This window comes from Streptococcus sp. HMSC065E03 (assembly GCF_001815045.1).
Taxonomy (GTDB): Bacteria; Bacillota; Bacilli; order Lactobacillales; family Streptococcaceae; genus Streptococcus; species Streptococcus parasanguinis_AD.
Genome location: NZ_KV818850.1, coordinates 1 through 22,880 on the forward strand (window position 1 = coordinate 1; position 22,880 = coordinate 22,880).

The window sequence follows — 22,880 nt, forward strand, 5'->3', positions numbered from 1 at the left end:
CTACTTCAACTACAACTGAAGAGCCTAAGACTACAGTAACGACTACCGATGAACCTTCGACTACTTCAACTACTTCTGAAGAGCCTAAGACTACTGTACCTACTACACCTGAGACTCCTGATACAACACCAGAAGAACCAGGAAACCACAATAGTAGTGAGGAAGGCACAACGTCAACAACAACAACTACTACTGCAGAGCCTAAGACTACACCCGAAAAACCAAATAAACCTGATCATTCTGGTACCACAACGACACCAAGTGCGCCAGGTTCAAATGGTGGAAACAATGGGGGAGGTCGCAAAACGCTTCTTCCAAATACAGGTGAAGTTGTTGCATCTGGACTTGTCTTCTCAGGAATTCTTGTCTTAGCAGGTGCTGTTGGAATCAAACGGAAATTGACTGATAACTAATAGTATCATTAGGAACAGTCCTTACTTCTATCAACCCCCTAACGAAGAAACTTCTACTCTCATTCGTAGAAGTTGAAACAAATAAGAGAGAACCGAAAGGTTCTCTTTTTTATCCCGTTTTTCTTTAATAGATAACAAAAACAGCTCAGGGACCTTCATCCTGAGCTGTCGTTTTTTCTATTTTACCTTTTTTACTGATCCAATTTCACAACCTGTCCATCCTTAACGTTGAATTTATAAGTGATGGATTCATGATCTTTATTCTTGAAATCCAGATAATAGAAATCATAATCACCATCTGGAAGATCACTGGCATCCAACTTTTTAGCAGCAACTTTTAAATCCTTTTCCTGGATGGCTTGGTCATCTTCTACTGAGATCATCATACGAACCATCCCCTTTTGAATAAGGGTGGCGTACGGAATCTGGTAATAACCCGCGAAATCGTTCTTTCCTTCTTGCCTATTTTGAGCCGCCAGTTCTTCCAATTCTTCTGCAGCCTCCTTTTGATAAGAAGAATCAACATTGGGGAGAAAATGAAAATAAGAGAGCGTCAGGCCTAGATCCTGCTTTTTAAGCTTATCCAGTAGTTGGGCCTCTTTTTTCTGTACTGCCTTCTGCTCTGTAAAAACTTCTTTATAACTTGGAGTGGTTTGTCCATAGGGATCAGACCAGTCATTTTGTAAGAAAGCATGCACCTCAAGAGGTACGGTTTGACCGTCATAGGTTTTCTCCGAATAAGTAAAATCGACATTATAACCTGGAATTTCTAAAGCCTGCCAGGAAAGACGGTTAATTTTAACATTCCCATGCAGACCAACCTTAGCAAGCTCACTGCTGACTACTTCCTTCGCCTTTTTATAATCACTCGGTTTCATGATCTTACAACTGGAAAGAAACAGGCAACATAGAATAAGTGGAATTCCTGCGAATAGTTTGAAATAGTTGAGCTTCATAGCCTGACCTCCTTGTTAAATCCGACCTAATCGATTAATTATTTACATCATATGGGAACATTTTTTTAATATCTTCTTTCATCTTTTTATTAGGAATTTTCTCTAAATCCATATATTTGAAGAATTCTTCATCATTTTGAACGACATGAACCTTCCCATCTTTAGTATACTCAGCTGGTATGGTCAGATTAGCGAAGGACTGACCAAAATCTCTAGAGACCACGTAGTTCTGTACTTCATATAAGCGTCTCAGCAATGAGAACTCTGTAGCATCGTTACTTTGATTTAATTCCTTTTTAAAATATTGGAAAAACTCCTTTTTGTTATTCACATAATGTTCTTGCCCATCTTTTGAAAGCTCTGCTGGTATCTTATGATACTGTAGGACATCATACCATCCACCTGAACGATCCCCTGGATAAAGCAGTTCCAAAAATGAAATATCAAAGTTGAGATCTTCTGGTCCGAGAAAGTATAGATAGGCATTCTCCCCTTCTGTATATTCTTCATCCCATTTTACAGTAGTGAAATCATTCCCTTTGCGCAAAATCGAATATACTTTCGGATAGAGTGTTTTCAATGGGATGTCCTTAGTCTCATCACTACGAGCTGTATATAACAAACGTGAATGTTGGAGCTGCAATTGTCCTTCTCCAAAATTGTATTCAAATGGATGCAAGTCTTTGTCGCTTTCTCGACTATCTTTTTGAAGTTGTTCATAACCTTTGCCTGATGAGGTTTTCCAAGCGATCTTTCCATCCTTAACATTCATTAACCCTTCACGAGATTGATACTCTGTTTGTACATAGATATTTCCAGGTTCTACAATATATTTGTCTTTCTTATCGACAAGAATATCAATCGGAATGTATGTTTCTCCATCATCTGTATCCAACATCATCGAAGAAACTCTAACATATAAAGGGATATAATTTTTATTCATATCTCGTACTATCTTAAAAACATCATACGTCTTCTTCACTAAGCGCTTGTCCTTGGTATCATAGACATCAATGAGCCAGTATTCCCCTTTTTGTGCTTTATTTGTAGTTAAGTAAGGAACTTGATTACCACGAATATAATATTGATAATAGAGACGTGGGTCAGATTTTAATTTGTAACTTTCTTGTGCAATGTACCGTTCACTATTTCCACCATTTATAAACCATTCTACTTTAACTTTTGAATTATACGAATATGCTTCCATCGCCTCATCCACTTCCTCTTTATTATCCCATTGAATGGCTACTGCTTTCCCACCTGCAATAAATTGGGAATCAACTATGTGTGGACGAGGGTTCCAAGTTACAAATTGTGATATATCACGCTTATGAATTTCATATTGAATAAACCAGCCTCCTGCCAAGATAACGAGTAATACAAATATCCAAAACTTAATTGATTTAAAAACCTTCTTCATTCTCTCTTCTCTACTTTCTGTACGCTTCTTTTACCTTATTTGTTCGTCAGTTTTCTTTAAAAGTCTTCCGACTTTTCCAACCGCATATGAATAAATTTTTTAATAATTCATTGATAACTGAAGCTTCTGATAATTTCTTAAACTAACTAACTTTTACAATAAGCTGACTAAAGGTTAGGATTCTTCTTTATTTTTGAAGGACCCATTTTGTATCACCATAAACAACCGTAAATGGTCCATCCCCATCTGTTAAATAGTTAATTTTATATATACCAGATTCTCCTGCTTCAAGGACTGTTGGCTGTTTATAATTTAAAGTGTTATTCAACATATAAGCAGATTTCCCCTGGCCATCATGTAGGTCTACATTTGTATAATCTGGAGTATTTGCAACGGTTAGATGAGTTGGATTTGAAATGGTAAACTGAACAATGATTTTGTGTTGATTTTTATTTTTATCAACAAATTCTTGATCGTCTTGGATATCTAGGTTCGGTTCTTCACGTACACTATCCAACGTTACGACTATTCCATTTCCGAAAACGACTGGCTCTCCAATTGCATATTTTTTGACTGGATTTTGTGGGTTAAAATCTTTTAGCTTTTCACTTACCTTTCCTTCATCAGTGACCCTATCAGTAAAGATGGGCCAAAAGATACTATTATCATTTCCACCTCCAGATTGATTAGCTTTCTGCATTTGTTGAGGAATTTGTAACAAGAGTGCCAAATTTTTAGTATCAATTTGGACTTGACCTTGGTTGGTCACCTCCATTTCGATCGTCATTTCCGTACTACCAATCATATCACCTGTTGAAAAACTCGCATTAAAATTTTCCTTAACTAAATGTTGTAAGATGGTAGAAAGCATTATATAAGAAAGATGGTCTCCTCGGTTGTCTTTTTCAGCATAGTTCTCGTGTAGTTCATCTAACCAAGCATACATGGTCTCATTTGGATTCTTTGGATCAACACTCAATCTGTACCCTTTTCCTCTTGGTAATTGATTTGGACTATAGACTGGTGTTTGAATTTTTAGGACTACCTTATTCCCCTTAACTGCATATCCCTTTAATTCGTAACTCCTTTCAGTGGGTAGAGCATTGGTCATTAATTTTAAATACATGGGACCATAGATTTTGAGCGGATATTTTTCTCCTAGATACTCAAAATAAGTATTTGAATCAAAGGTCCTATTACTTTCTTCTATTTTAGGAACAATATAGTCCTTCCAGATCCGGTTATACATTTCTTCCTGACTCATTACTCCACTAGCCTTGACTACTGTGTCCATTTCATCTTGGTCAATGTAAATTGCTTCAACTACTTGCAAAGCTTTTTGAACTTTTCCCTCTTCATCGAGAGGAGCTTCATTTTGTTGCAGACTATATTTAGAAATCCCGTCACTCGGAGCTGATCTCATATATGAAGGATCATGATCAAATGTTCTGTATTTATTACCACTCTTAGCATTCCAATCAAATGATGCAGCTGGTCCTGTCTTATCAAAATGAATGTTTTTTCGATCGATTTTCTTCTGTACTTCTTTATTCGAAGAACCTTGTTTTTCTACAGTTCCTTGTTTGCAGGCACTCAAACATACTGGTATAAGTACCGAACATAAGACAAGGCACCATTTTATTTTCTTCTTCATTCCATCTCCTCCTGATCTCTTCCTCATTTTACCATCAAACTCCCCTTTTGTCAGTCAAATAGATAAGAGGCTGGGACAAAAGTCCTAGCCTCTCAATTATTTTTGGATTGTCGAGCAAGACGCAGTGGTTGATGGGCTCTACTACGCTGATTTCATCAGCTTTTACAGCCCTACTCAACTGTGCGAAGGAGGGACGACGAAATCGAATTCTAACGAATTACCGATTTCTGTCCCACTCTCTTTATTTCATATATATCATCCCTGTACAGGCTTGCTCTGAAAGTTCAACAAAGCCTAGTGACTGGTAAAAGGCTAGATTCTTCTCGCTACGTTCTGTGACGAGGAGCCGTTGATAGACATTTGGGAAGGTCGCTAAAGCCTCTGTTAAGAGTTTCCTTCCAATGCCTTGGCGCTGGTGATCTGGTCGTACCAAAAGGTCCTGTACCAAAAGGACAGAGTGGCCATCTCCTACCAAGCGAATGTAGGCGACGAGCTCTTTCTCATCATAGACGGCCAACTGCCAGAGACTGGCTTTGACGGCTTCTTCTAACATAGCTGGGTTCTTGGTATAATTGGTCCAGCCAACCGAGCTGTAGAGTGCGAGTAGGTCTTCCATCGCTGGAATTTCTTTTTTATAATGTAACATCTTAACTCCTTTTTAAGGTATAGTGCTGGAAGAAGGCGATATCCCGGTAAGGGGACTCTTGACAAACGGCCAGCTCCATCTCAAGCATAGACTCTCGCCAGCCTTCTTGGCCTTTGAAGCGGTTGTCCTGCAAGGCATAAAAGACTCGAATTCCTTGGTAATCCTTGACTTCAAGGGCTAGATCTTCTACTACTCTATCTAGATCATAGGCCTGAGCCAAGCCCATGGAGTGAGTTTCCAAGTCCTGACCTGCTAAGAGATCAAGCGCCTTTTGAGTATCATTTTCAAAGACGACTGTCTGCAGAACGCGGCCAACCTCATTATGCTTGACGATAGAGAGCAGGCCTCCTGGTTTCAAGAGACGAGTGAATGCCTTTAGAATCACCTTGCGATCCTCTACATACTCCAAGACATTGTGACAGAGGATGACATCAAAACTGGCATCTTCAAGACTTGCTAACTGGTCCAGACTCCCGACGAGTTGCTGGTAGGGATGGTCCTGGACCCGCAAGGCCACCATTTCCTCATTAGGCTCCACAGCTAGGACTTGATTTTCTTGCGCTAGATGGTTGGCTACAAGGCCAAAACCACTCCCGAAATCAAGCACCCGTTTTCCCTTGATGTCCTGTAATTGTTCAAAAAGGATATCATAATAGATCTGTCCCCAGGGTTGCTGGAGGTTTTCTAAATAGGCTTGAATATTCACGGCCATCGATCTCCTCCTATTTGAAATTGAACATCTTGCTGGCTAGCTTGTCTGAGATGCGTGGGAAAAGGGTATAGAGCTTGTGAGTTAGGTTCAAGAGCCAAGGCAAATTGAGCTCGCGTTTTGCTTTTCCAAAGTTCTTCACAATCTTCTTAGCCACAAAGTCTGGTTCCAAAATGTAGCGGTCCACAGCCTTGACATAGCTTCCGTCTGGGTCTGCCTGGTCAAAGAAAGTGGTCCGGATGGGGCCTGGATTAACCGTCGTCACATGGACACCAAAGGGCATGAGTTCCAAGCGCAGGGCATTGGAGAAGCCAATGGCTGCAAACTTAGTAGCCGAATAAAGGCTGGATTTGGCAGTTGCGACGAGACCCGCCATGCTGACGATGTTGACGATGTGCCCCTTTCCTGCCGCCTTCATGTGCGCACCCATCAAGCGTGAGAGCTGCATGAGGGCAAAGGTATTGACTTCAAACATAGCATGAATTTGCTCATTGGTAATCTGGTCAAACTCTTCAAAGATCCCATAGCCTGCATTGTTGACCAAGATATCGATCTGCCCGTAGCGCTGATAGAGCTCTTCTACCAAATCTTGGACAGCTGATGAATCTGTGATATCGATCCCGATGCATTCAGCTTGAGGATGACTGGCATAGAGTTTTTCTAGGTTTTCTTGATTTCTACCTAGAAGAATCAGCCGATCTTCAGGGAGGAGCTTGACCATTTCTTGGGCCAAGCCTCCACTTGCTCCTGTTATGAGAATGGTTCGCATCTTAGATCTCCACTTCTTCCAAATCTTTGACGACATAGACATTTTCAAAAATGCTGGATGCATCCTTGCGCAATTGGCTGATGTCTTTTGATAAGAAGCGAGCACTGATGTGGTTGAGAAGAAGGCGCTTCGCTCCAGCTTCACGCGCTACTTCTGCTGCCTGCATATTGGTCGAGTGACCGTGTTTCTTAGCAATCTTCTCATCGCCCTTACCATAGGTGGACTCATGGACGAGGACATCTGCATTGACTCCAAGGCGGACACTGGCATCCGTCTTTCTGGTATCTCCAAGGATCGTGATAATCTTACCAGGTCGAGGAGCTGAAATATAATCCGCTGCAATGATCTTAGTCCCATCTTCCAGGGTGACATCTTGTCCATTTTTAACCTGACCAAAGAGCGGTCCAAATGGAACGCCCGCTGCCTTGAGCTTATCTGCGTCGAGTGTTCCTTCGAGGTCCTTCTGCATGATCCGATAACCGACACAGAAAATGGTGTGGTCCAAAGCTTCCGCGTAAACCGTGAATTTATCAGTTTCTAAAATCTTACCCAGAGAATGTTCATCGAATTCATGAAAATGGATGCGGTAAGGCAGACGAGAGCCTGATACGCGAAGACTAGTCATCACAAAGGATTTGATCCCTACTGGTCCATAGATATCCAGATCCGTCTGCTCTTCATTGGCCTGAAAGGCCCGACTAGAGAGGAAACCTGGCAAACCAAAAATATGATCTCCGTGTAGGTGAGTAATAAAGATCTTGCTAACCTTTCGCGGACGAATAGTCGTTTCTAAAATTTGATTCTGTGTCGCTTCGCCACAATCAAAGAGCCAGACTTCATTGATCTCGTCCAGCAATTTGAGCGCTAGGCTCGATACATTACGGGCTTTTGAGGGTTGCCCAGCTCCCGTTCCTAAAAATTGAATGTCCATTGTCTACTTTCTATCTATATAAATCATGGCCGTCCGGTTCTCTGAACGGAAAGAAAGGTTGCCTGGGTAGGCTTGCGCTAACTCGAGGAGCTCTTCTTGGTTATATCCTGACAGTTTCAAGCGTCCATCTTCCAAGGTCATCAAGTCAGTCAGAGCTGAGAGGGCTTCTGTTTTTGTGACCACTTCTGGGCCGGCCTCTTGCAGACAGATCTTGCCATCTTTTTCAAAGACCAAACAATGTGGAAAGATCTCTGCGACTTCAAATAAAATGGCAGGGGTGATATCTTCTGCTGGATGTTCAGCAAAGACACAGGCTAGCTCTTCATTTACGTAAGCCAAGCCATAAGACTTACCTGATAAGTTAAGGCGGATAAAAGGCTTTCGTTCATCAAAGCTTTGTTGAACTGTGAATAAGTCAAATACCCGACTCAGGTCCAAGAAATAATCCATGGCCTCCTTGGGGCTCTTCTTTTGGTAGAGCTCTGCGAAATAAGCGTTGATCACACTTGGGGGAGGCGTAATCACACGAAGACGCAATTCCTCAGGGATCGTGCTTAAAAGATTGGTCAGATAGACCCGATCGAGGCTGGTATAGCCTCCATATTTTATTGCTAAATCAACGTAATCCGTCATAAAATTCTTCCAACTTCCACTTATTTTTCTCTGCGATATAGCCTTGAATGACCTCGACATCCTCTTCAAATTCGCGCTGGTCAATGATCGCAACTGTCTCTAGATCATGTGTCCGATAAGATTTTGAAAAGGGAACGCGAATGGTAAAGGGAACAAAGAGTTCTCTCAGTTTTTCTAGAAGCAAAGCCTGGAGATCTTCACGGGCTGTCTCAGAGCGTGCTGAAATCAAGCTAAAAGGTGTCTGGGTTGGTGTAAAGTCTGCTACTTTGTCTGCTTTGTTGTAAAGCGTCAAGCGAGGGATCTCCAGCATATCCAGGTCCTTCATGATCGAAAGTACCGTCTTTTCATGCTCTTCATGATTGGGATCAGACGCATCGATGACATGGACCAGGAGGTCTACATTCTTACTTTCTTCCAAGGTCGACTTAAAGCTTGATACCAACTCTGTTGGTAGATCTTGAATAAAGCCAACCGTATCGGTCAGCGTCACTTGCAGATTGCCTGTTAAATGGATGCTCTTGGTTGTTGCGTCCAAGGTCGCAAAGAGTTCATCGGCTTCATACTGGCTCTTACTGGTCAGCTGATTCATAATGGTCGACTTTCCTGCATTGGTATAGCCGATCAAACCAATCTTGAAGACAGGTGATTCCAAGCGTTTTTCACGAAGGGTTTCCCGGTTCTTTTCAACTGCCTTGAGCTGGCGCTCGATATCGGTGATTTGATTGCGAACGCTCCGGCGGTTCAACTCCAACTGACTTTCTCCTGGACCACGAGAACCAATTCCCCCAGCCTGACGGCTGAGCATGATTCCTTGACCGACAAGGCGTGGCAAAAGGTATTTGAGCTGGGCCAAGTGAACCTGCAGCTTCCCTTCATGACTCCTAGCCCGCATGGCAAAGATATCTAAAATCAGCTGCATCCGGTCAATGACCTTGACCCCAAGGATTTCTTCTAAATTGACATTTTGACGGGGGGTTAGGCGGTTATTGACCACTACCGTCGTGATCTCATCTGCTTCGACCATTTGAGCGATTTCTTCGAGTTTTCCTGAGCCGACAAAGGTCTTGGTGTCGTACTTCTCTCGCTTTTGTGTATAAGAGCCCCGGACATCTCCACCAGCTGTTTTAGCCAGGCTCGCCAACTCCTCCATAGACATATCAAAATTGTCCATGCCTTGAAGTTCCACACCGACCAAAAGGATGCGTTCTTGTTTTTTTTCTGTTTCAATCATGCTGTAAAAACTCCTTTACATCTGCAAGAACCTGCTCCTTGAAGTGCGGGGCAGAAATGGCGTAAAATTTTACTTCCATTCGATTTCGAAACCAGGTCAGCTGCCGTTTGGCAAAGCGCCGCGTATTGCGCTTGAGGATCTCACTGGCTTCCTCAAGGTTCTGCTCTCCCTTAAAGTAAGGAAAGAGTTCCTTGTAACCAATCCCTTTAGCTGCCTGAGCCTCCGGATGGTCATCATAGAGCCACCGAGCTTCATCCAGCAAGCCCTCCTCTAGCATGCGATCTACTCGGCGATTGATGCGATCATAGATCAAGGACCGGTCATCATCTAGACAGATGAGATAGGGTTCATAATCGGTTTCTTCGTTTGTGAGGTCCTGCCCAAAATGCGCAATTTCAAGAGCCCGCATGGCCCGACGGCGATTGAGCTGAGGAATCACAAGTCCTTGCTCCGCTACCCTTTGGTACAAGTCTTCGTCCGACAGCACGTCCAATTGACCACGATAGGCCAAAATCTCTTCATGAGGAACTTCACCACCTAGATGATAACCTTCGAGCAGACTTTGGATGTAAAGACCCGTCCCACCTGCAATGATAGGAAGCTTGCCTCGAGCTGTGATATCCTCAATCGCTGTCTTAGCTTCTCTTACAAAATCAAAAGCCGAGTAAGACTCGGTCACCTCCCGCACATCGATCAAATGATGGGGAGCTGCTGCTTGCTCTTCTGGTGTCGCCTTGGCTGTTCCAATATCTAGCTTGCGATAGACTTGTTGACTATCGCCACTGATAATTTCACCATTGAGGGCTTGCGCTAAATCGATCGCAAGAGCAGTTTTTCCAACAGCAGTCGGTCCCACAATCACAATTATCTTGGTTTTCATCGTTTTTCCTTGCAAAATTCACGTTTTTTCGTTACCATATATTATAACATAAATATTTAAAGTTCAGAAAAGGAGAAATTCTCATGGCTAAAGGATTTGGTAAAGGTTTTGTTACTGGTGTTGCTGGTACAGTTGCTGCTGTCGCAGGTGCAGTTTACACATTCAAGAAAAAAGTAATCGAACCAGAAGAACAAAAAGCAGCTTTCATCGAAGAAAACCGCAAAAAAGCAGCACGTCGCCGTGTCTCACACTAATCATTCAAAAAGCTCCGGGCAACCGGAGCTTTTTTTGCTGAAGAAAAAGTCCATTTTGGAAAATTTTCTTTTACTGGTAGGGTTTGTCACGATATGCTAACACAAGTAATGCTAAAAGAATTAGAATGATATATATTATGTTTATTCAAACATATACTGAAACTTTCCGCCGTGAGAAAAGTGCTAGAAACACTATTGTTTCTAGCACTCGGGAGTTTTGAAACTTTAGGTTCAAAACTAAGTCATGGAACTTCTTCGAAGTTCGCTGACGTCCGTACTTACCTAAGTAAAGTTTCTATGATGACGTTTGTCTTCAATCTAAAAGCCCCGGGAAACCGGAGCTTTTAGATTGAAATTTCACCGTTCTTTGATCATTTTCGTTGCGATCTCCAAGAGCTCCACTCCCATCTGAAAATGCTCGTCTAACAAATCGTAGACGGCATCTTCAGACAAGACACCACAAGGAAGATCTGCTGGAAAGTCAGCTTGATTGGACAAGTCCAAGTCATCAAAATAGGCCTGACTACTATAATAATCGCGCAGTTGGATATAGCTTTCTTGATGCTCTCTTAGCTGATCCACTGCTTTTTTAGTTTCTTCCAAAGTCTTGGCATAGTCATTCAAATAACCTTCCATTCTTTGGATGCGTTCGATATTTTCCTGTGCAATTGCCATGATTTACTCCACTTTTACCACTTCTAGATGGGGGCCGCCTAGAAGCACGAGGTATTTTTCTACTTGCTCTTTGCCATAAGAACGACGAAGAGCTTCTGCATAGAGATCGAGCTGATCCCGGTAGCGTTCGACCAATTGACTAGGAACCTTGTAGTGATCCGTCTTATAATCAAAGAGCAAGATCCGGTCTTCTAGCACCACGTAACCATCCAAGATCCCCCGCACGACAAAGTCCTCACCACTAGCTGGATCTTTCTTCAGCATGGCAAAGGGAGCTTCGCGCCGGACTCGAGAGGCTTCTTTTTGAAGCAAGGTCCCCAAAGGCGTCTCATAGAAAGCAAGGATGGCCTCTAGCTTGATGCGGGCCTTGACCGCTGGCTCTGCTTGAACTTGCTCCAAGGCTTGATGCAGCGTATCCAGCGTGATTTCTTCTCCAAGAGGCACGCGCTGCATGAGTTCATGGACTGCACTACCGACCTGGGCTCCTGTAACGGCTTTTTCTTGACCAAAAGTTGGCAGCTCAAACTCAGGCGTCACAGTCTTTGCATCCATGATCTGAACGCCATTGGCATCCATGACCGGCTCGTAGAATTTCTTGATCTGACTAGGTGTACGGACACTTGGTAAATGAATAGCCGGAGCATAGAGCTGATTGAGCCGATCAACATTTTCCAAGATATCCAAGGCCCGACGAATATCCTCTGACTGACGGATATCCTTGAGCTGATCGAAGCGGGAATCCTTCTCCTTCTCTAGTGGTTCCAGCTGATCTGGTGTCAGGTCTTCGTCTGTCACAAAACGTGTGTCATAGGCCAGGGTATTCTTGGTAAACACATCTTGAATGGCAAAGAGCCAGTCCTGATAAGAGGTCCATTCTTTTCGCTTCTCTGGATCTAGCTTGCCATTGCGACTGGTCCCCCAATCAGTATCATGCAGTTTGTCCTCCCGGCCTTTTCCGACAAGATAGAGCTTGAGCTCAGCCCGTGTCATGGCGACATACAGAAGACGCATCTGCTCAGAAATCGTGGCCAATTTTGTTTCTTCCGCATTGTGTTGGTAGCAAGGCGTTTCGATCTGCAGCCGAATGGTTTCTGGAGCAGCTGGATTTTCTGTCTCAACCGGCAGGTTCGCAACATATTTAAAGCCGATCCCTTTTTGGCGACTGAGGATAATCGGTCCCGATTGATCCTTGCGGTTAAAGGCCTTGTCCATATTGAGAATAAAGACATACTTGAATTCCAGCCCTTTACTCTTATGGACGGTCATGAGCTGGACGGCATCTTTTGGTGCTGCAAGAGGGACGCTGGCCAAATCGTGTTCATTTTCGATTACCTTGTCGATCATGGCAATGAAGCGCGACAAACCCTTAAAGTTGGCTTTTTCATAATCATTGGCCCGAAGCGTCAAGGCATAGAGGTTGGCCTGGCGCTGGGCCCCATTTGGAAGGGCGCCGACATAGTCATAGTAATAGCGATCCTCATAAATTTTCCACAGCAAATCATAGAGCGAAGAGGTCTTAGCAGCAGTCCGCCAAGTAGATAAAACCTGGAGGAAGTTCTCGATTTTAGCTGAGAGCTTGGCATCAATCAGATTTGCATGCTCTGCAGTCTTTTCAAGGGCTAACTGGACCTTGTGGTAGAAGGCCATTTGCTTTTTCTCTGGAAGGGTCTGCAAGGAAATCCGTGCCAATTCATCTTCATCAAAGTCAAACATGGGGGATTTCATAAGGGCCACTAAGGCATAATCATGCAAGGGATTGTTAATGGTCCGCAAGGTATCCAGCATGACCATCACTTCCAGCGACTCAAGATAATGCGCCTGTCCGCTATCTGCCACAATCGGGATACGATACTGGTCAAAGGCTTCCAGAATCGCGTCATTTCGAGTTCGAGTCGCGGTCAAGAGAGTGATCTCTTTAAAGGGCACTTTTTCTACCCGATGAAGGCGTAAAATTTCTTTGATGACAAGGAGAATTTCTCCCTTGGAAACCGTCTCGAGTCCAGAAGCAGCTTCCTCGTCTTCGGTCTTTTCTTCCTGATCTTGGGATCCATCATAGAGCAAAAATTCTGCCCGATGTTGTGGCAAGGCCATCCGCTGCTTGTCACTACCTGCGACTAGATAGTGGGTTTGATTGTAGTCAATCTCGCCCACCTCTTCGTCCATCAAATGGCGAAAGACATCATTGGTCGCGTCCAATACTTCCACATGACTCCGGAAATTTTCCTTGAGGAGGATCAACCTCCCTTTCGCCCCTTCTTCTTGATAAGCCTTAAATTTATCATTGAAAATCTGTGGATCTGCCTGACGGAAGCGGTAAATCGATTGCTTGATATCCCCCACCATGAAGCGATTGTAGCCATTTGACAACAAGTCCAACATCCGCTCTTGGGTGTGGTTGGTATCCTGGTACTCATCGACCATGACCTCATGATAACGCTCTTGAAAGGCTTGTCTCACCTCTGGGAATTGCTCTAAAATTTGAATCGCAAAATGACTGATATCCCCAAATTCATAAGCTTTTTCTTGGATTTTTCGCTCCAGATAAGCGCGAGCAAAGTCTCTGATAAAGTCCCGCAGCAAGGAGAGCATGGGGCCTTCTTCTTGGTGGTAGGCTTGTTGAAATTCCAGCTGATAGAGCTGATTTTCCAAGTCTCTGAGGCGGTTGATATGTATGGTTTTATCCTGGTTATAAGCCGTGACTAACTCTTTCAGCTCTTCTTTTCGGGCTCTATTGGTCAAGGCTCCCCCATTTGAAGCCCGACTAATCGCCACGACTGCCTTTAGGACCGAAGTCAGTTGTTCTTTATTGGTGTGACCTGTTAGGCTTCCAATCTGATCGAGCACCTCTTCTACAGCTTCCAAATATTTGGCCTTGCCAAATGCTTGGCCCTCATTGGACAAATGAAAGGCAAAAAAACTTTCTGCTTCATAAAGGGCCTGCTGGATGCTCTCCATCAGATCGCCTTCAACCTGGTCAAAATCGGTCTCCTCATAGCCTTTTAGGAAATGCTCTTCCAGCCATTTCTCCGGATCACTGGTCGACTGAAGAAAGTCATAGATCTGGTAGACCTGTTCTTTAAACAAGGTCAAATTTTTGCGCTGCCCCGTGAAATTCTTGACCATCTGCACAAAGGCTTCTTGGTTTTCCCCCTGGTAATAGCGGTCAAAAACAGCTTGAAAGACTTCATTTTGTAAGAGGCGTTGCTCACTAGCGTTTTGTAAAATGCGAAACTGAGGCGCCAACCCAAGCAAATAGCCATAGCGCGTTAGGACCTTTTGGGTAAAAGAGTCCATGGTTCCGATATCGCTGGTGGCGACATCTGCGATTTGACGGGCCAGGTGTTGCTTGAGCTCTGGGTCATCGCTCGCTTGCAGGGCTTTTCCAAGTTCACTTTCCAAACGCTCCTTGAGCTCTCCTGCTGCCTTGACCGTAAAGGTCGAGATAAAGAGCTCCTTAATCGAAATGCCACGCTGCATCTGATCCAGTATCCGCTGCACCAGGACAAAGGTCTTCCCCGAACCAGCAGAGGCCGACACCAAGATATTGGTCCCCGAACTATAGATGGCATCGATCTGTTCCGGTGTCCGCTTTTGCTCTTTAGTAGAGGCTGCCTCTTGGGCCTGAAGGGCCTTGATTTCTTCTCTTGTCAAAAATACTTGTTTGATCATTTGTTCAAGACCTCCTTCATCTTCTCGATCCAAGCGGCTTTCACCTTTTCACCGCGTATTCCTTTTTGGTCTAGTTTGGTCAAGAACCGTGCCTGACCAAGGTGACGATCCGCTTCAAAGCCGGTGATGGATTTAAACTGCTCCACATATGGTGCGATATTGCGCCCATTTTCACTATAGGGATTGATGGCAAATTGCCCTTTGAGAATCCCTTCTGCTGCTGTTTTATAGAGATAAGCGTTGTACAAGAGGAGCAGGTCCAGCTCTTCCTTACTCAGCATCATGGCCTTGTTCTTATCATAGGCCTCTCCCAGATAAGGCGCCTGATCTGCCATAAAGAGTCCCTTGTACTGTTGACTTTTCATAGTTTGGTTGATGGCGTCCTCGACTGTCTTGGTCTTTTTCAGATCTACTAGGGGATCTCCCATTTCCAAATACATGGCACCGAAAATCCCTTGCTCCGCTTGGTATTCCTTCAAATCCTGAATCGCAGAGAGATAGGTTGGCAATTGAGAATTTAGTCCATTAAAGAACTTGTCATAGTGAAATTGCGTCAAGCTCGACTTGTAATCCACAACGCCAAGAGCTCCCCGATCGCTTAACTGATCAATGCGGTCCACCTTGCCTCGTAGCCGCAGGAAACGGCCATCAGACAAAGGATAAGAGGTGTGGGCGCTCCCGCCAAAGAGGGTCTCCTCACCAATGGTCTCGATGCCATTTTGCTGAGCGAGGACACGCCCCGTTGTTTTAGCGGTATCAAGAAGCAAGTTGCGAATAAACTCGGTCTCTCCATTTTCTCCATACAATTGCTGGAACTCTGCTTCTTGGCTGGTTTCTCGAATCGCCTCGCTTAAGCGCTGATCAAACGCTTGATCGGAGCTGTCTTTTAAGACTTTTTCAAAGATTCGGTGCAAGAAATTCCCATGACTGCGAGCGTCTGGCTGGATGGTCTCATCCTCTTGTAGCCCTAAGACATAGCGCAGATAAAAGGCGTACTGGTGCTTGTAGTATTCATTCAAGGCAGAAGCAGATAAGGTCAAGGCTTTGCCTTCTGGGTAGAGCGCTTGAAGCGTATCCGACTGGAGCTGGCGACTCTTCAATTCTGTTGAAATTTGAGGAATCTGGATGCCTTCAGCGGCTAATTTCTTGCGCAAGACCCGTACCGCCACACCCCAAAAGCTGGCTTCTTCAGCGGACAGCTCACTAGTGATCTCTTCTTGATGGAGTTCGATCACGCGCGCTAAGAGGGCTCGGTAGGTCCCGATATCATCACTCGAAGCTTGGGCTTGTTTGGTCGTCCACTTGATGGCAATGGGCTCCTTGGCCAATTCTAGAAGGTAAGGAGAGACACTATCTTCCGTTTCATTGACCAAGCTAGGGGCCGATAGGACCAGTTGTTCGGTCGCTGCATTGAGGAGCGAAACCGCCACAAAGCGATTCTTCTTGAGATTTTCGCTGGTCACCACCTGGAGCTCTGCTCCTTCTTGGGTGGCCTCATTGAGCTGCTGGCGTTCGTCTTCACTGAGAAGAGAGGTGTTTTGGGCGATCTTGGGAAATCGCTCCTGGGTTAGCCCAATGGCATAGACATAAGGGGCTGTCAAGGGCTCAATCAAGTCATAGGACTGAACGGTCACTACATCAACTGTAGCAGGAACTGTCCGGTATTGTGACAATTGCATGCCGGATAAGACAAGAGCTAAAAAGTCATCCACTGTCAGTTCTTGGTCCTCAAAAACCAGACTCAATTCTTCTAAGACGTGGAGGAAGGTCTTCCAGACCTGGTCATAGCGCTCCTGCTCTTCCAAAGCTAGATCCTTGATCAAAGCTTGTAGATTCTGAGAAAGCTGAGCCTCTTGCAGAAACTCTGTAAAGGTGGTTAAGAGTTGGGTCACCTTTTGTTTGCGCTGTGAAAAGAAAGGGACTAGAGGTTCTACGACGCGTTCTCGGAGAGTATTAAGCTTTTCCAAATTAAACTTGCCCTGACGATTGCTAGTAAAAGGCTTGTGAAATTTTGTAGCACCCTTTACTTCCGCAAAGCAAAGGTATTGCTCAAAAGCATCGACTTCTGCTTGCGTCAGATCACTATACAGACCCGTTTTCAATAGATTGATGACATCTTCTGTCTGGTAATTGAACTGTTTGATCCGCCCTAGCGATTCAATGACCTGAATCAAGGGATGGTGGACCATGGCCTCACTTCGTCCCAAGTAAAAGGGAATCTGATACTGATCAAAAATGGTCTTGAGTTGCAGTTGATAAGCTTCCACATCGCCTAACAAGACCCGAATATCCCGATAGCGGGCCCCATCATGAAGACGCTGACGGATGGATTTGGCAACAAATTCCAACTCTTCTTTTTGCGTATTGGTCTGCCAGAGTTGGATAGCTGTTCGATCTTGGTCCTCCAGCTCATTTTCCACTTGTGAAAAATCGTAGCGCGCTTCTAGCATGCGGGTAATGCGACTAAAAGAGTCTTCGATCGCTTGCCCACAATACTGAGGCTGAACTTGGAAAGTCTTTGCCAGTTGGAGGAGAAAGTCAACACTGGCTTGGTAAAGATTTCCCTCTCTAAAGCTTGCCCGGTAGGCTTTTTCACTGGCATAGACTCCGATGACAATCTCCACTCCTTTTCGGTGAAGGAGACCAATCAAAGCCTCTTCTTCTGCAGAAAAACGCGTGAAGCCATCGACGACGATCGCCACATCCTGTAATTGCTCTTCCAGCTGCCCTTCTTCGACCTGATTGAGGAAAAAGGCCATCTTGGACTGGGATTCATACTGATGCTTGACCAGCATCTCAGAGACCGCTTCAAAAATCGCCAAGAGGTCCTCTCTTTTTTCAGCTTCCTCGAGCAACTCCAAATCGGTAAAATCCATCTGGGCCGTCTGCAATTCATGATAGAGCTGGACCAGTTGCTGGATAAACTGAGGATCCTTGCGCAGGGCCCCGTAAGCTTTGAGATCCTGCTCCTTCATCTGGGACAGGGCTTTAAAAAATAGCATACCTAGACCGATGTCATCCAAGGGTTGCTCCTCAAAAACCTGATTCAGGATGAAATAACGGGCCATTTGGGCAAAGCGCGTGACGGTAATGGCAAAAGAAGCCTGACCTTCTAAATAGGACAAGACCTTGGCTTCTTTTTCAAAGGAAAGAGAGTTGGGCGCAATGTAAAACACACGCTTGCCCTGTTCTACTAACCCTACGGCTTCTTGTGTCAGGACCTGGGTCAAGGGGGTCCGAACATCCGTATAGAGTAATTTCATCCGATCCGTTCTCCTTTTGGCATTTTCTTGAGAGCTTGTTATCTTCTTATTATATCATTTTCACAGGAGGGACTAAAGCAAGAAGTCATGCTCCTCTTGCCCCAATTTTAGGACATTTGTGCTACAATAGAAGTTAAAGAAACAGAAAGGATGATCCCGATGACCAGCATTTATGATTTTTCTTTAGAAAACCAGAATGGGGAGGAGATTCCCCTTTCTCACTACCAAGGTAAGGTCCTCATCGTGGTCAATACAGCAACAGGCTGTGGCTTGACCCCGCAATACCAAGGACTGCAAGATCTCTACCTGCGCTACCAGGAAAAGGGGCTGGAAATCCTAGACATTCCCTGTAACCAATTCATGGGGCAGGCACCAGGAACTGCAGAAGAAATCAATAGTTTCTGCAGCCTCAACTACCAGACCACCTTCCCACGATTCGCTAAAGCCAAGGTCAATGGTAAAGAAGCCCTTCCTCTCTATGACTGGCTCAAAAGTCAAGCAGCTGGACCACTGGGCAAACGCATCGAATGGAACTTCTCAAAATTTGTCATCGACCGACAAGGCCAAGTTGCCCAACGCTTCTCCTCCAAAACAGAGCCAGCTGCCATGGAAGACTTGATCCAAGACTTACTTGAGAAATAAGCAAAAAGCCTGAAAGTGTAGTCAGGATTTTTGATGAATGGCTATTTATTTTCGAGACTTTCCGCTGTGAGAAAAGTGCCTGAAACAATAACGTTTCAGGCACTCAGGAATTTTGAGAGTAAAACAGTTTGGGAAACTGTTTTAGCCTGAGCCCAGAAATTAAAGAGCGAAGGGGCTCAATAATTAGTCATGGAACTTCTTCGAAGTTCGCTGACGTCCGTACTCACCTAAGGAAAGTTTCTAAGAAGTCATTATCCATAAGCCAAAAAAGCCTGAGCTAACGCTCAAGCTTTTTTTATTATTAATCAATTTCAAGTCCACCGGTGTACAAGCGGTAATAAGTGCCACGTTCTGCCATCAAGGAAGCATGGTTGCCTCGTTCGATAATGCGTCCGTGGTCCATCACCATGATGACATCGGAATTGACAATCGTCGATAGACGGTGGGCGATAACAAAGACTGTCCGACCTTCCATCAAGCGGTCCATCCCTTCTTGCACCATCTTCTCTGTCCGTGAGTCAATAGAAGACGTCGCTTCGTCCAGGATCAAGACAGGCGCATTGGCAAGGGCTGCACGGGCAATGGCGATCAATTGTCGTTGACCATTTGATAGACCAGCCCCATCATCCGTCAAGACTGTCTCATAGCCCTGATCCAAGTGCTTGACAAAGGAATCCACATTGGCAATCCGAGCTGCTTCAAGGATTTCTTCCCGTGTTGCATCAGCACGGCCGTAAGCGATGTTTTCTGCAATCGTACCAGTAAATAAGTGGGTATCTTGAAGAACGATTCCAAGGGAACGACGCAGAGAATCTTTCTCAATCAATTTAATATCGATCCCATCATAAGTAATCATTCCGGATTGGATATCATAGAATCGGTTGATCAAGTTGGTAATGGTTGTCTTTCCCGCACCAGTCGCTCCGACAAAGGCCACTTTTTGCCCCTTATCCGCGTACAAGTTGATGCCATGAAGGATTTGTTTCTTCCCATCATAAGAGAAATCAACATCATCAAAGACCACATTTCCGACCATCTTCACAAGCTGGTAATCTCCGTTTGGACGTGGGTGTTTCCAAGCCCATTTGTTGGTTTTCTGATCAGTTTCAACCATTTCTCCATCGACCAGTTCATAATTGACCAGCGTCACTTTTCCTTGGTCGACTTCTTCTTCTTCATCCAAAAGATCAAAGACACGATCTCCACCAGCCAAGGCCATAAGGACAAAGTTCAATTGTTGAGAGACCTGGGCAATGGGACCTGTGAAGGAACGGTTCAATTGCAGAAAGGCCATAAGACCACCAATGGTTAAACCACCGACGCCGTTTAGCGCAAAGAGGCCCCCGATCAAGGCTGTTAGAACAAAGGAAACATTTCCCAAGTTCCCAAGAATCGGCATGAGGACGTTGGCATAGCGGTTAGCCTGGTAGGAAGACTCAAAGAGTTGATCATTGATCCGGTCAAAATCCTCAATGCTTTCTCTTTCATGCACAAAGGCCTTGACCACTTTTTGACCAGACATCATTTCTTCAATAAAGCCGTTCTCAATCCCCAAGTTCTTTTGTTGGGCCCCAAAGTAACGACCTGATTTACCAGAAACATCCTTGATGATAAAGACCATGACGATAACCATGAAAAGAACAATCAAGAACAGGAGTGGACTAACCGTCAGCATGGTAATCGTTACCCCAAGGATGGTAATCGCTGAGGATAGAAGTTGAGGAATGGATTGTTCAATCGCTTGGCGAAGGGCATCAATATCATTGGTATAGATAGACATGATGTCCCCGTGTTGGTGGGTATCAAAGTAACGAACTGGCAGTTTTTGCATGCGGGCAAACAACTGATTTCGAAGACTTCTAAGTGAGTCTTGTGAAACAGTCGCCATGATCAAGGTAAAGCCATAGTTGGCAAGGACCCCGATCAAACAGATCAAACCAACCCTTGTCAAGAAGGACAAGAGCGGTCCAAAATCATGGCTATTACTTGTCAGCATGGGCTCCACATAGACGTCTACCAAGGACTGAATCGAAGCTGTCACATTGACCGTCGCAAGTGACGATAGAATGATTAAGATAAAGGAAACAATCAAGGACACCTTGTAGTTTTTCCAAAGGAAGTCGAGCAGGCGAAGGATAGAGCCTAGATTTGCTTTTTTCTTAGTTTTCATCTGCTTCTCCTTTCCCTTGTGTTTGCATTTCATATACTTCTTGGTAGATGGCATTGGTCGCAAGCAATTCCTCGTGACGACCGATCGCATCGATTTGGCCATCATTCATCACAATAATACGATCTGCATCTTGAATAGAGGAAATCCGTTGACCAATGATGATTTTGGTCGTCTCTTTCAAGCTGGTTGCCAATCCTTGACGGATCAAACTATCTGTCTTGGTATCGACTGCCGAAGTCGAATCATCCAAGATCAAGATCTTCGGATTCATAAGAAGGGCACGCGCGATACAAAGACGCTGGCGTTGACCACCAGAGACATTGGATCCCCCACGCTCAATCATGGTGTCATAACCCTCTTTGAAATCTTGAATAAATTCATCGGCTTGGGCAATCTTACAAGCTGCGATGATCTCTTCATCTGTCGCATCCTTATTTCCCCAGCGCATATTTTCTTTAATCGTACCAGAGAAAAGGACATTGGTCTGAAGAACCATGGCCACTTGCTTACGAAGGGAATCAAGATCGTATTCTTTGACATCGTGGCCTGCTACTGTCACCCGACCAGACTCGACATCATAGAGACGAGGAATCAACTGCACCAAGCTTGATTTTCCTGATCCTGTTCCTCCCAAGATACCAATCACTTCCCCTGAACGAATAGAAAGATTAATCCCTTGTAAGACATGGGTCTTGTCGCCATTTTCATCGGTATAAGCAAAAGTCACATCTTCAAAGTTGATCGAACCATCAGCGACTTCTTTGATCCCATTTTCTGGAGAGTCAATCGTCGTTTTGGTCGTTAAGACTTCATTGATCCGCTCAACAGATGCCATAGAAATCGACAACATGACAAAGATCATCATGAACATCATGAGCGACATGAGAATAGTCATGGTGTAGCTAAACATAGAAGTCAAATTCCCAGTAGAAAGTTGGCCACCAACGATCAGATGAGCTCCAATCCATGAGATCAAAAGGAAAGAAGCATACATGGAAAGCATCATAGCTGGGCTACTCAAGACAACGACACGGATAGCCTTCATAAACATGTTGTAAATCAAACGCGAAGCCTTCTTGAATTTAACCGTTTCATCTGCTTCCTTAACGTAAGACTTCACTACCCGCATATTGGTGATGTTTTCTTGAATGCTGTTGTTGAGATTGTCATAAGCTTCAAATACTTCTGTGAAGAGTGGATAAACAATCTTCATGATGATGCTTAAGACGGCTGCCAAAAAGATGGTCACATAGACAAAGATCATGGCCATTTCTGGATTGATCAAGAAACAAGCCACAATGGCAAAGATCAAATTGAGCGGTGCCCGTACACAGATCCGGATCACCATTTGATAGGCATTTTGCACATTGGTCACGTCCGTCATCATCCGAGTGACTAACCCACCTGATGAGAACTGATCAATATTCTCAAATGAGAAGGTTTGAACCTTTTTGAAAATGGCCCGACGAAGGTTTTTAGCAAAACCAGCCGATGCATAGGCGCCATAACGGGCAGACTGCATCCCACAAAAGAGGGAGAGAAAGGCACAGACCAGCATGAGCCCACCGTAAAACAAAATATTGTTCATGTTTCTTTGTTGAACACCCTGGTCCAAAAGACTCGCCATGACAAAGGGAATCGAAATCTCAAACATGACTTCAAAGACCATGAACAAGGAAGCCAAAATCGAGGGCTTCTTGAATTCTTTGATCTCGGAAATTAAGGATCGAATCATTATTACCTCCAATGTTATTCATACTTTTTCCTGCGGTAGAAGCAAAGCTTCTTTCCATCGAAAATAGGTCAAAACACACAAAATTCCCTGAGGGAAAGACCCTAGGGATTACGCGTTTTTTATAGTTTTCATTGTAACCTAAATTGCAAAAAAATGCAAGATTTTTAGACAGCATCCGTTTTTCTGTTGGTCTAGTACAAAAGAGGCTGGGACAAAAGTCCTAGCCTCTC

Annotated in this window: 18 protein-coding genes; 3 read left to right on the forward strand and 15 right to left on the reverse strand. The window is 44.4% G+C overall.

From position 1 onward, the window contains the following. A partial coding sequence (locus tag HMPREF3002_RS04245; protein ID WP_141754486.1) for an LPXTG cell wall anchor domain-containing protein occupies positions 1–413 on the forward strand: 413 nt, incomplete at its 5' end. 191 nt (positions 414–604) lie between these two features. Here the strand turns inward: HMPREF3002_RS04245 and HMPREF3002_RS10630 are convergent. The 10 genes from HMPREF3002_RS10630 to miaA form a co-directional block, all read right to left on the reverse strand. Continuing rightward, positions 605–1,291, reverse strand: a complete 687-nt coding sequence (locus HMPREF3002_RS10630) for a hypothetical protein (RefSeq protein ID WP_256263419.1) — start codon at positions 1,289–1,291, stop codon at positions 605–607. A gap of 112 nt (positions 1,292–1,403) precedes the next feature. After that, entirely contained in the window at positions 1,404–2,789 is a 1,386-nt protein-coding gene (locus HMPREF3002_RS04255; RefSeq protein ID WP_049491470.1) for a hypothetical protein, read from the reverse strand. A gap of 187 nt (positions 2,790–2,976) precedes the next feature. After that, the gene (locus HMPREF3002_RS04260) at positions 2,977–4,443 is read right to left on the reverse strand and encodes a hypothetical protein (protein WP_239682700.1); all 1,467 of its coding nucleotides are present in this window, start codon (positions 4,441–4,443) and stop codon (positions 2,977–2,979) included. 241 nt (positions 4,444–4,684) lie between these two features. After that, entirely contained in the window at positions 4,685–5,089 is a 405-nt protein-coding gene (locus tag HMPREF3002_RS04265) for a GNAT family N-acetyltransferase (RefSeq protein WP_049491465.1), read from the reverse strand. A 1-nt stretch (position 5,090) separates the two neighbouring features. Continuing rightward, positions 5,091–5,801: a class I SAM-dependent methyltransferase gene (locus tag HMPREF3002_RS04270; RefSeq protein ID WP_070665377.1), complete on the reverse strand. Its 711-nt coding sequence runs from the start codon at positions 5,799–5,801 to the stop codon at positions 5,091–5,093. Between the two features lie 10 nt (positions 5,802–5,811). Then, positions 5,812–6,567, reverse strand: a complete 756-nt coding sequence (locus HMPREF3002_RS04275) for an SDR family NAD(P)-dependent oxidoreductase (protein WP_070665378.1) — start codon at positions 6,565–6,567, stop codon at positions 5,812–5,814. 1 nt (position 6,568) lies between these two features. Then, on the reverse strand, positions 6,569–7,498 hold the full coding sequence (rnz, locus tag HMPREF3002_RS04280; RefSeq protein WP_003011107.1) for a ribonuclease Z: 930 nt from the start codon (positions 7,496–7,498) through the stop codon (positions 6,569–6,571). A 3-nt stretch (positions 7,499–7,501) separates the two neighbouring features. After that, positions 7,502–8,131 (reverse strand): cystathionine beta-lyase, encoded by a 630-nt coding sequence (locus tag HMPREF3002_RS04285; protein WP_049491458.1) that lies wholly within the window; start codon positions 8,129–8,131, stop codon positions 7,502–7,504. Further along, positions 8,115–9,362, reverse strand: coding sequence for a GTPase HflX (hflX, locus tag HMPREF3002_RS04290; protein WP_031576943.1), 1,248 nt, complete (start codon positions 9,360–9,362; stop codon positions 8,115–8,117). Before hflX ends, HMPREF3002_RS04285 begins: the two co-directional genes overlap by 17 nt. Continuing rightward, the gene (gene miaA / locus HMPREF3002_RS04295; RefSeq protein WP_070665379.1) at positions 9,355–10,242 is read right to left on the reverse strand and encodes a tRNA (adenosine(37)-N6)-dimethylallyltransferase MiaA; all 888 of its coding nucleotides are present in this window, start codon (positions 10,240–10,242) and stop codon (positions 9,355–9,357) included. The genes hflX and miaA overlap by 8 nt, the downstream gene beginning before the upstream one ends. Positions 10,243–10,325: 83 nt before the next feature. On the opposite strand from miaA, the gene HMPREF3002_RS04300 reads away from it, so the two are divergent. Beyond that, positions 10,326–10,496, forward strand: a complete 171-nt coding sequence (locus HMPREF3002_RS04300; RefSeq protein WP_003002781.1) for a DUF3042 family protein — start codon at positions 10,326–10,328, stop codon at positions 10,494–10,496. A gap of 357 nt (positions 10,497–10,853) precedes the next feature. Here HMPREF3002_RS04300 and HMPREF3002_RS04305 read toward each other — a convergent pair whose 3' ends face one another. Genes HMPREF3002_RS04305 through rexB form a run of 3 tightly spaced genes read right to left on the reverse strand, consistent with a single transcriptional unit; the run spans position 10,854 to position 18,103 of the window. Continuing rightward, positions 10,854–11,171 carry a DUF4298 domain-containing protein gene (locus HMPREF3002_RS04305; protein WP_049522948.1) on the reverse strand — a complete coding sequence of 106 codons (318 nt, stop codon included), beginning with the start codon at positions 11,169–11,171 and terminating at the stop codon, positions 10,854–10,856. Between the two features lie 3 nt (positions 11,172–11,174). Then, positions 11,175–14,840 carry a helicase-exonuclease AddAB subunit AddA gene (gene addA, locus HMPREF3002_RS04310; RefSeq protein ID WP_070665380.1) on the reverse strand — a complete coding sequence of 1,222 codons (3,666 nt, stop codon included), beginning with the start codon at positions 14,838–14,840 and terminating at the stop codon, positions 11,175–11,177. Then, a complete protein-coding gene (gene rexB, locus HMPREF3002_RS04315; protein ID WP_070665381.1) occupies positions 14,837–18,103 on the reverse strand; it encodes an ATP-dependent nuclease subunit B in 3,267 nt (1,088 codons plus the stop codon). The genes addA and rexB overlap by 4 nt, the downstream gene beginning before the upstream one ends. 159 nt (positions 18,104–18,262) lie before the next feature. Here rexB and HMPREF3002_RS04320 point away from each other — a divergent pair, with 159 nt between their 5' ends. Further along, positions 18,263–18,745, forward strand: coding sequence for a glutathione peroxidase (locus HMPREF3002_RS04320; RefSeq protein WP_045760200.1), 483 nt, complete (start codon positions 18,263–18,265; stop codon positions 18,743–18,745). Positions 18,746–19,046: 301 nt separating this feature from the next. Here the strand turns inward: HMPREF3002_RS04320 and HMPREF3002_RS04325 are convergent, their stop codons facing one another. Together HMPREF3002_RS04325 and HMPREF3002_RS04330 are read right to left on the reverse strand one after the other, a co-directional pair. Then, positions 19,047–20,915 carry an ABC transporter ATP-binding protein gene (locus HMPREF3002_RS04325; protein ID WP_061590967.1) on the reverse strand — a complete coding sequence of 623 codons (1,869 nt, stop codon included), beginning with the start codon at positions 20,913–20,915 and terminating at the stop codon, positions 19,047–19,049. Continuing rightward, on the reverse strand, positions 20,905–22,650 hold the full coding sequence (locus HMPREF3002_RS04330) for an ABC transporter ATP-binding protein (RefSeq protein WP_024054981.1): 1,746 nt from the start codon (positions 22,648–22,650) through the stop codon (positions 20,905–20,907). Before HMPREF3002_RS04330 ends, HMPREF3002_RS04325 begins: the two co-directional genes overlap by 11 nt. Positions 22,651–22,880 lie beyond the last annotated feature (230 nt).

What these genes read in the sequence shown, in the direction of transcription:
- HMPREF3002_RS10630 (WP_256263419.1), bottom strand. Translation starts at nt 1,291, where the DNA reads ATGAAACCGAGTGATTATAAAAAGGCGAAGGAAGTAGTCAGCAGTGAG.
- HMPREF3002_RS04255 (WP_049491470.1), bottom strand. Translation starts at nt 2,789, where the DNA reads ATGAAGAAGGTTTTTAAATCAATTAAGTTTTGGATATTTGTATTACTC.
- HMPREF3002_RS04260 (WP_239682700.1), bottom strand. Translation starts at nt 4,443, where the DNA reads ATGAAGAAGAAAATAAAATGGTGCCTTGTCTTATGTTCGGTACTTATA.
- HMPREF3002_RS04265 (WP_049491465.1), bottom strand. Translation starts at nt 5,089, where the DNA reads ATGTTACATTATAAAAAAGAAATTCCAGCGATGGAAGACCTACTCGCA.
- HMPREF3002_RS04270 (WP_070665377.1), bottom strand. Translation starts at nt 5,801, where the DNA reads ATGGCCGTGAATATTCAAGCCTATTTAGAAAACCTCCAGCAACCCTGG.
- HMPREF3002_RS04275 (WP_070665378.1), bottom strand. Translation starts at nt 6,567, where the DNA reads ATGCGAACCATTCTCATAACAGGAGCAAGTGGAGGCTTGGCCCAAGAA.
- rnz (WP_003011107.1), bottom strand. Translation starts at nt 7,498, where the DNA reads ATGGACATTCAATTTTTAGGAACGGGAGCTGGGCAACCCTCAAAAGCC.
- HMPREF3002_RS04285 (WP_049491458.1), bottom strand. Translation starts at nt 8,131, where the DNA reads ATGACGGATTACGTTGATTTAGCAATAAAATATGGAGGCTATACCAGC.
- hflX (WP_031576943.1), bottom strand. Translation starts at nt 9,362, where the DNA reads ATGATTGAAACAGAAAAAAAACAAGAACGCATCCTTTTGGTCGGTGTG.
- miaA (WP_070665379.1), bottom strand. Translation starts at nt 10,242, where the DNA reads ATGAAAACCAAGATAATTGTGATTGTGGGACCGACTGCTGTTGGAAAA.
- HMPREF3002_RS04300 (WP_003002781.1), top strand. Translation starts at nt 10,326, where the DNA reads ATGGCTAAAGGATTTGGTAAAGGTTTTGTTACTGGTGTTGCTGGTACA.
- HMPREF3002_RS04305 (WP_049522948.1), bottom strand. Translation starts at nt 11,171, where the DNA reads ATGGCAATTGCACAGGAAAATATCGAACGCATCCAAAGAATGGAAGGT.
- addA (WP_070665380.1), bottom strand. Translation starts at nt 14,840, where the DNA reads ATGATCAAACAAGTATTTTTGACAAGAGAAGAAATCAAGGCCCTTCAG.
- rexB (WP_070665381.1), bottom strand. Translation starts at nt 18,103, where the DNA reads ATGAAATTACTCTATACGGATGTTCGGACCCCCTTGACCCAGGTCCTG.
- HMPREF3002_RS04320 (WP_045760200.1), top strand. Translation starts at nt 18,263, where the DNA reads ATGACCAGCATTTATGATTTTTCTTTAGAAAACCAGAATGGGGAGGAG.
- HMPREF3002_RS04325 (WP_061590967.1), bottom strand. Translation starts at nt 20,915, where the DNA reads ATGAAAACTAAGAAAAAAGCAAATCTAGGCTCTATCCTTCGCCTGCTC.
- HMPREF3002_RS04330 (WP_024054981.1), bottom strand. Translation starts at nt 22,650, where the DNA reads ATGATTCGATCCTTAATTTCCGAGATCAAAGAATTCAAGAAGCCCTCG.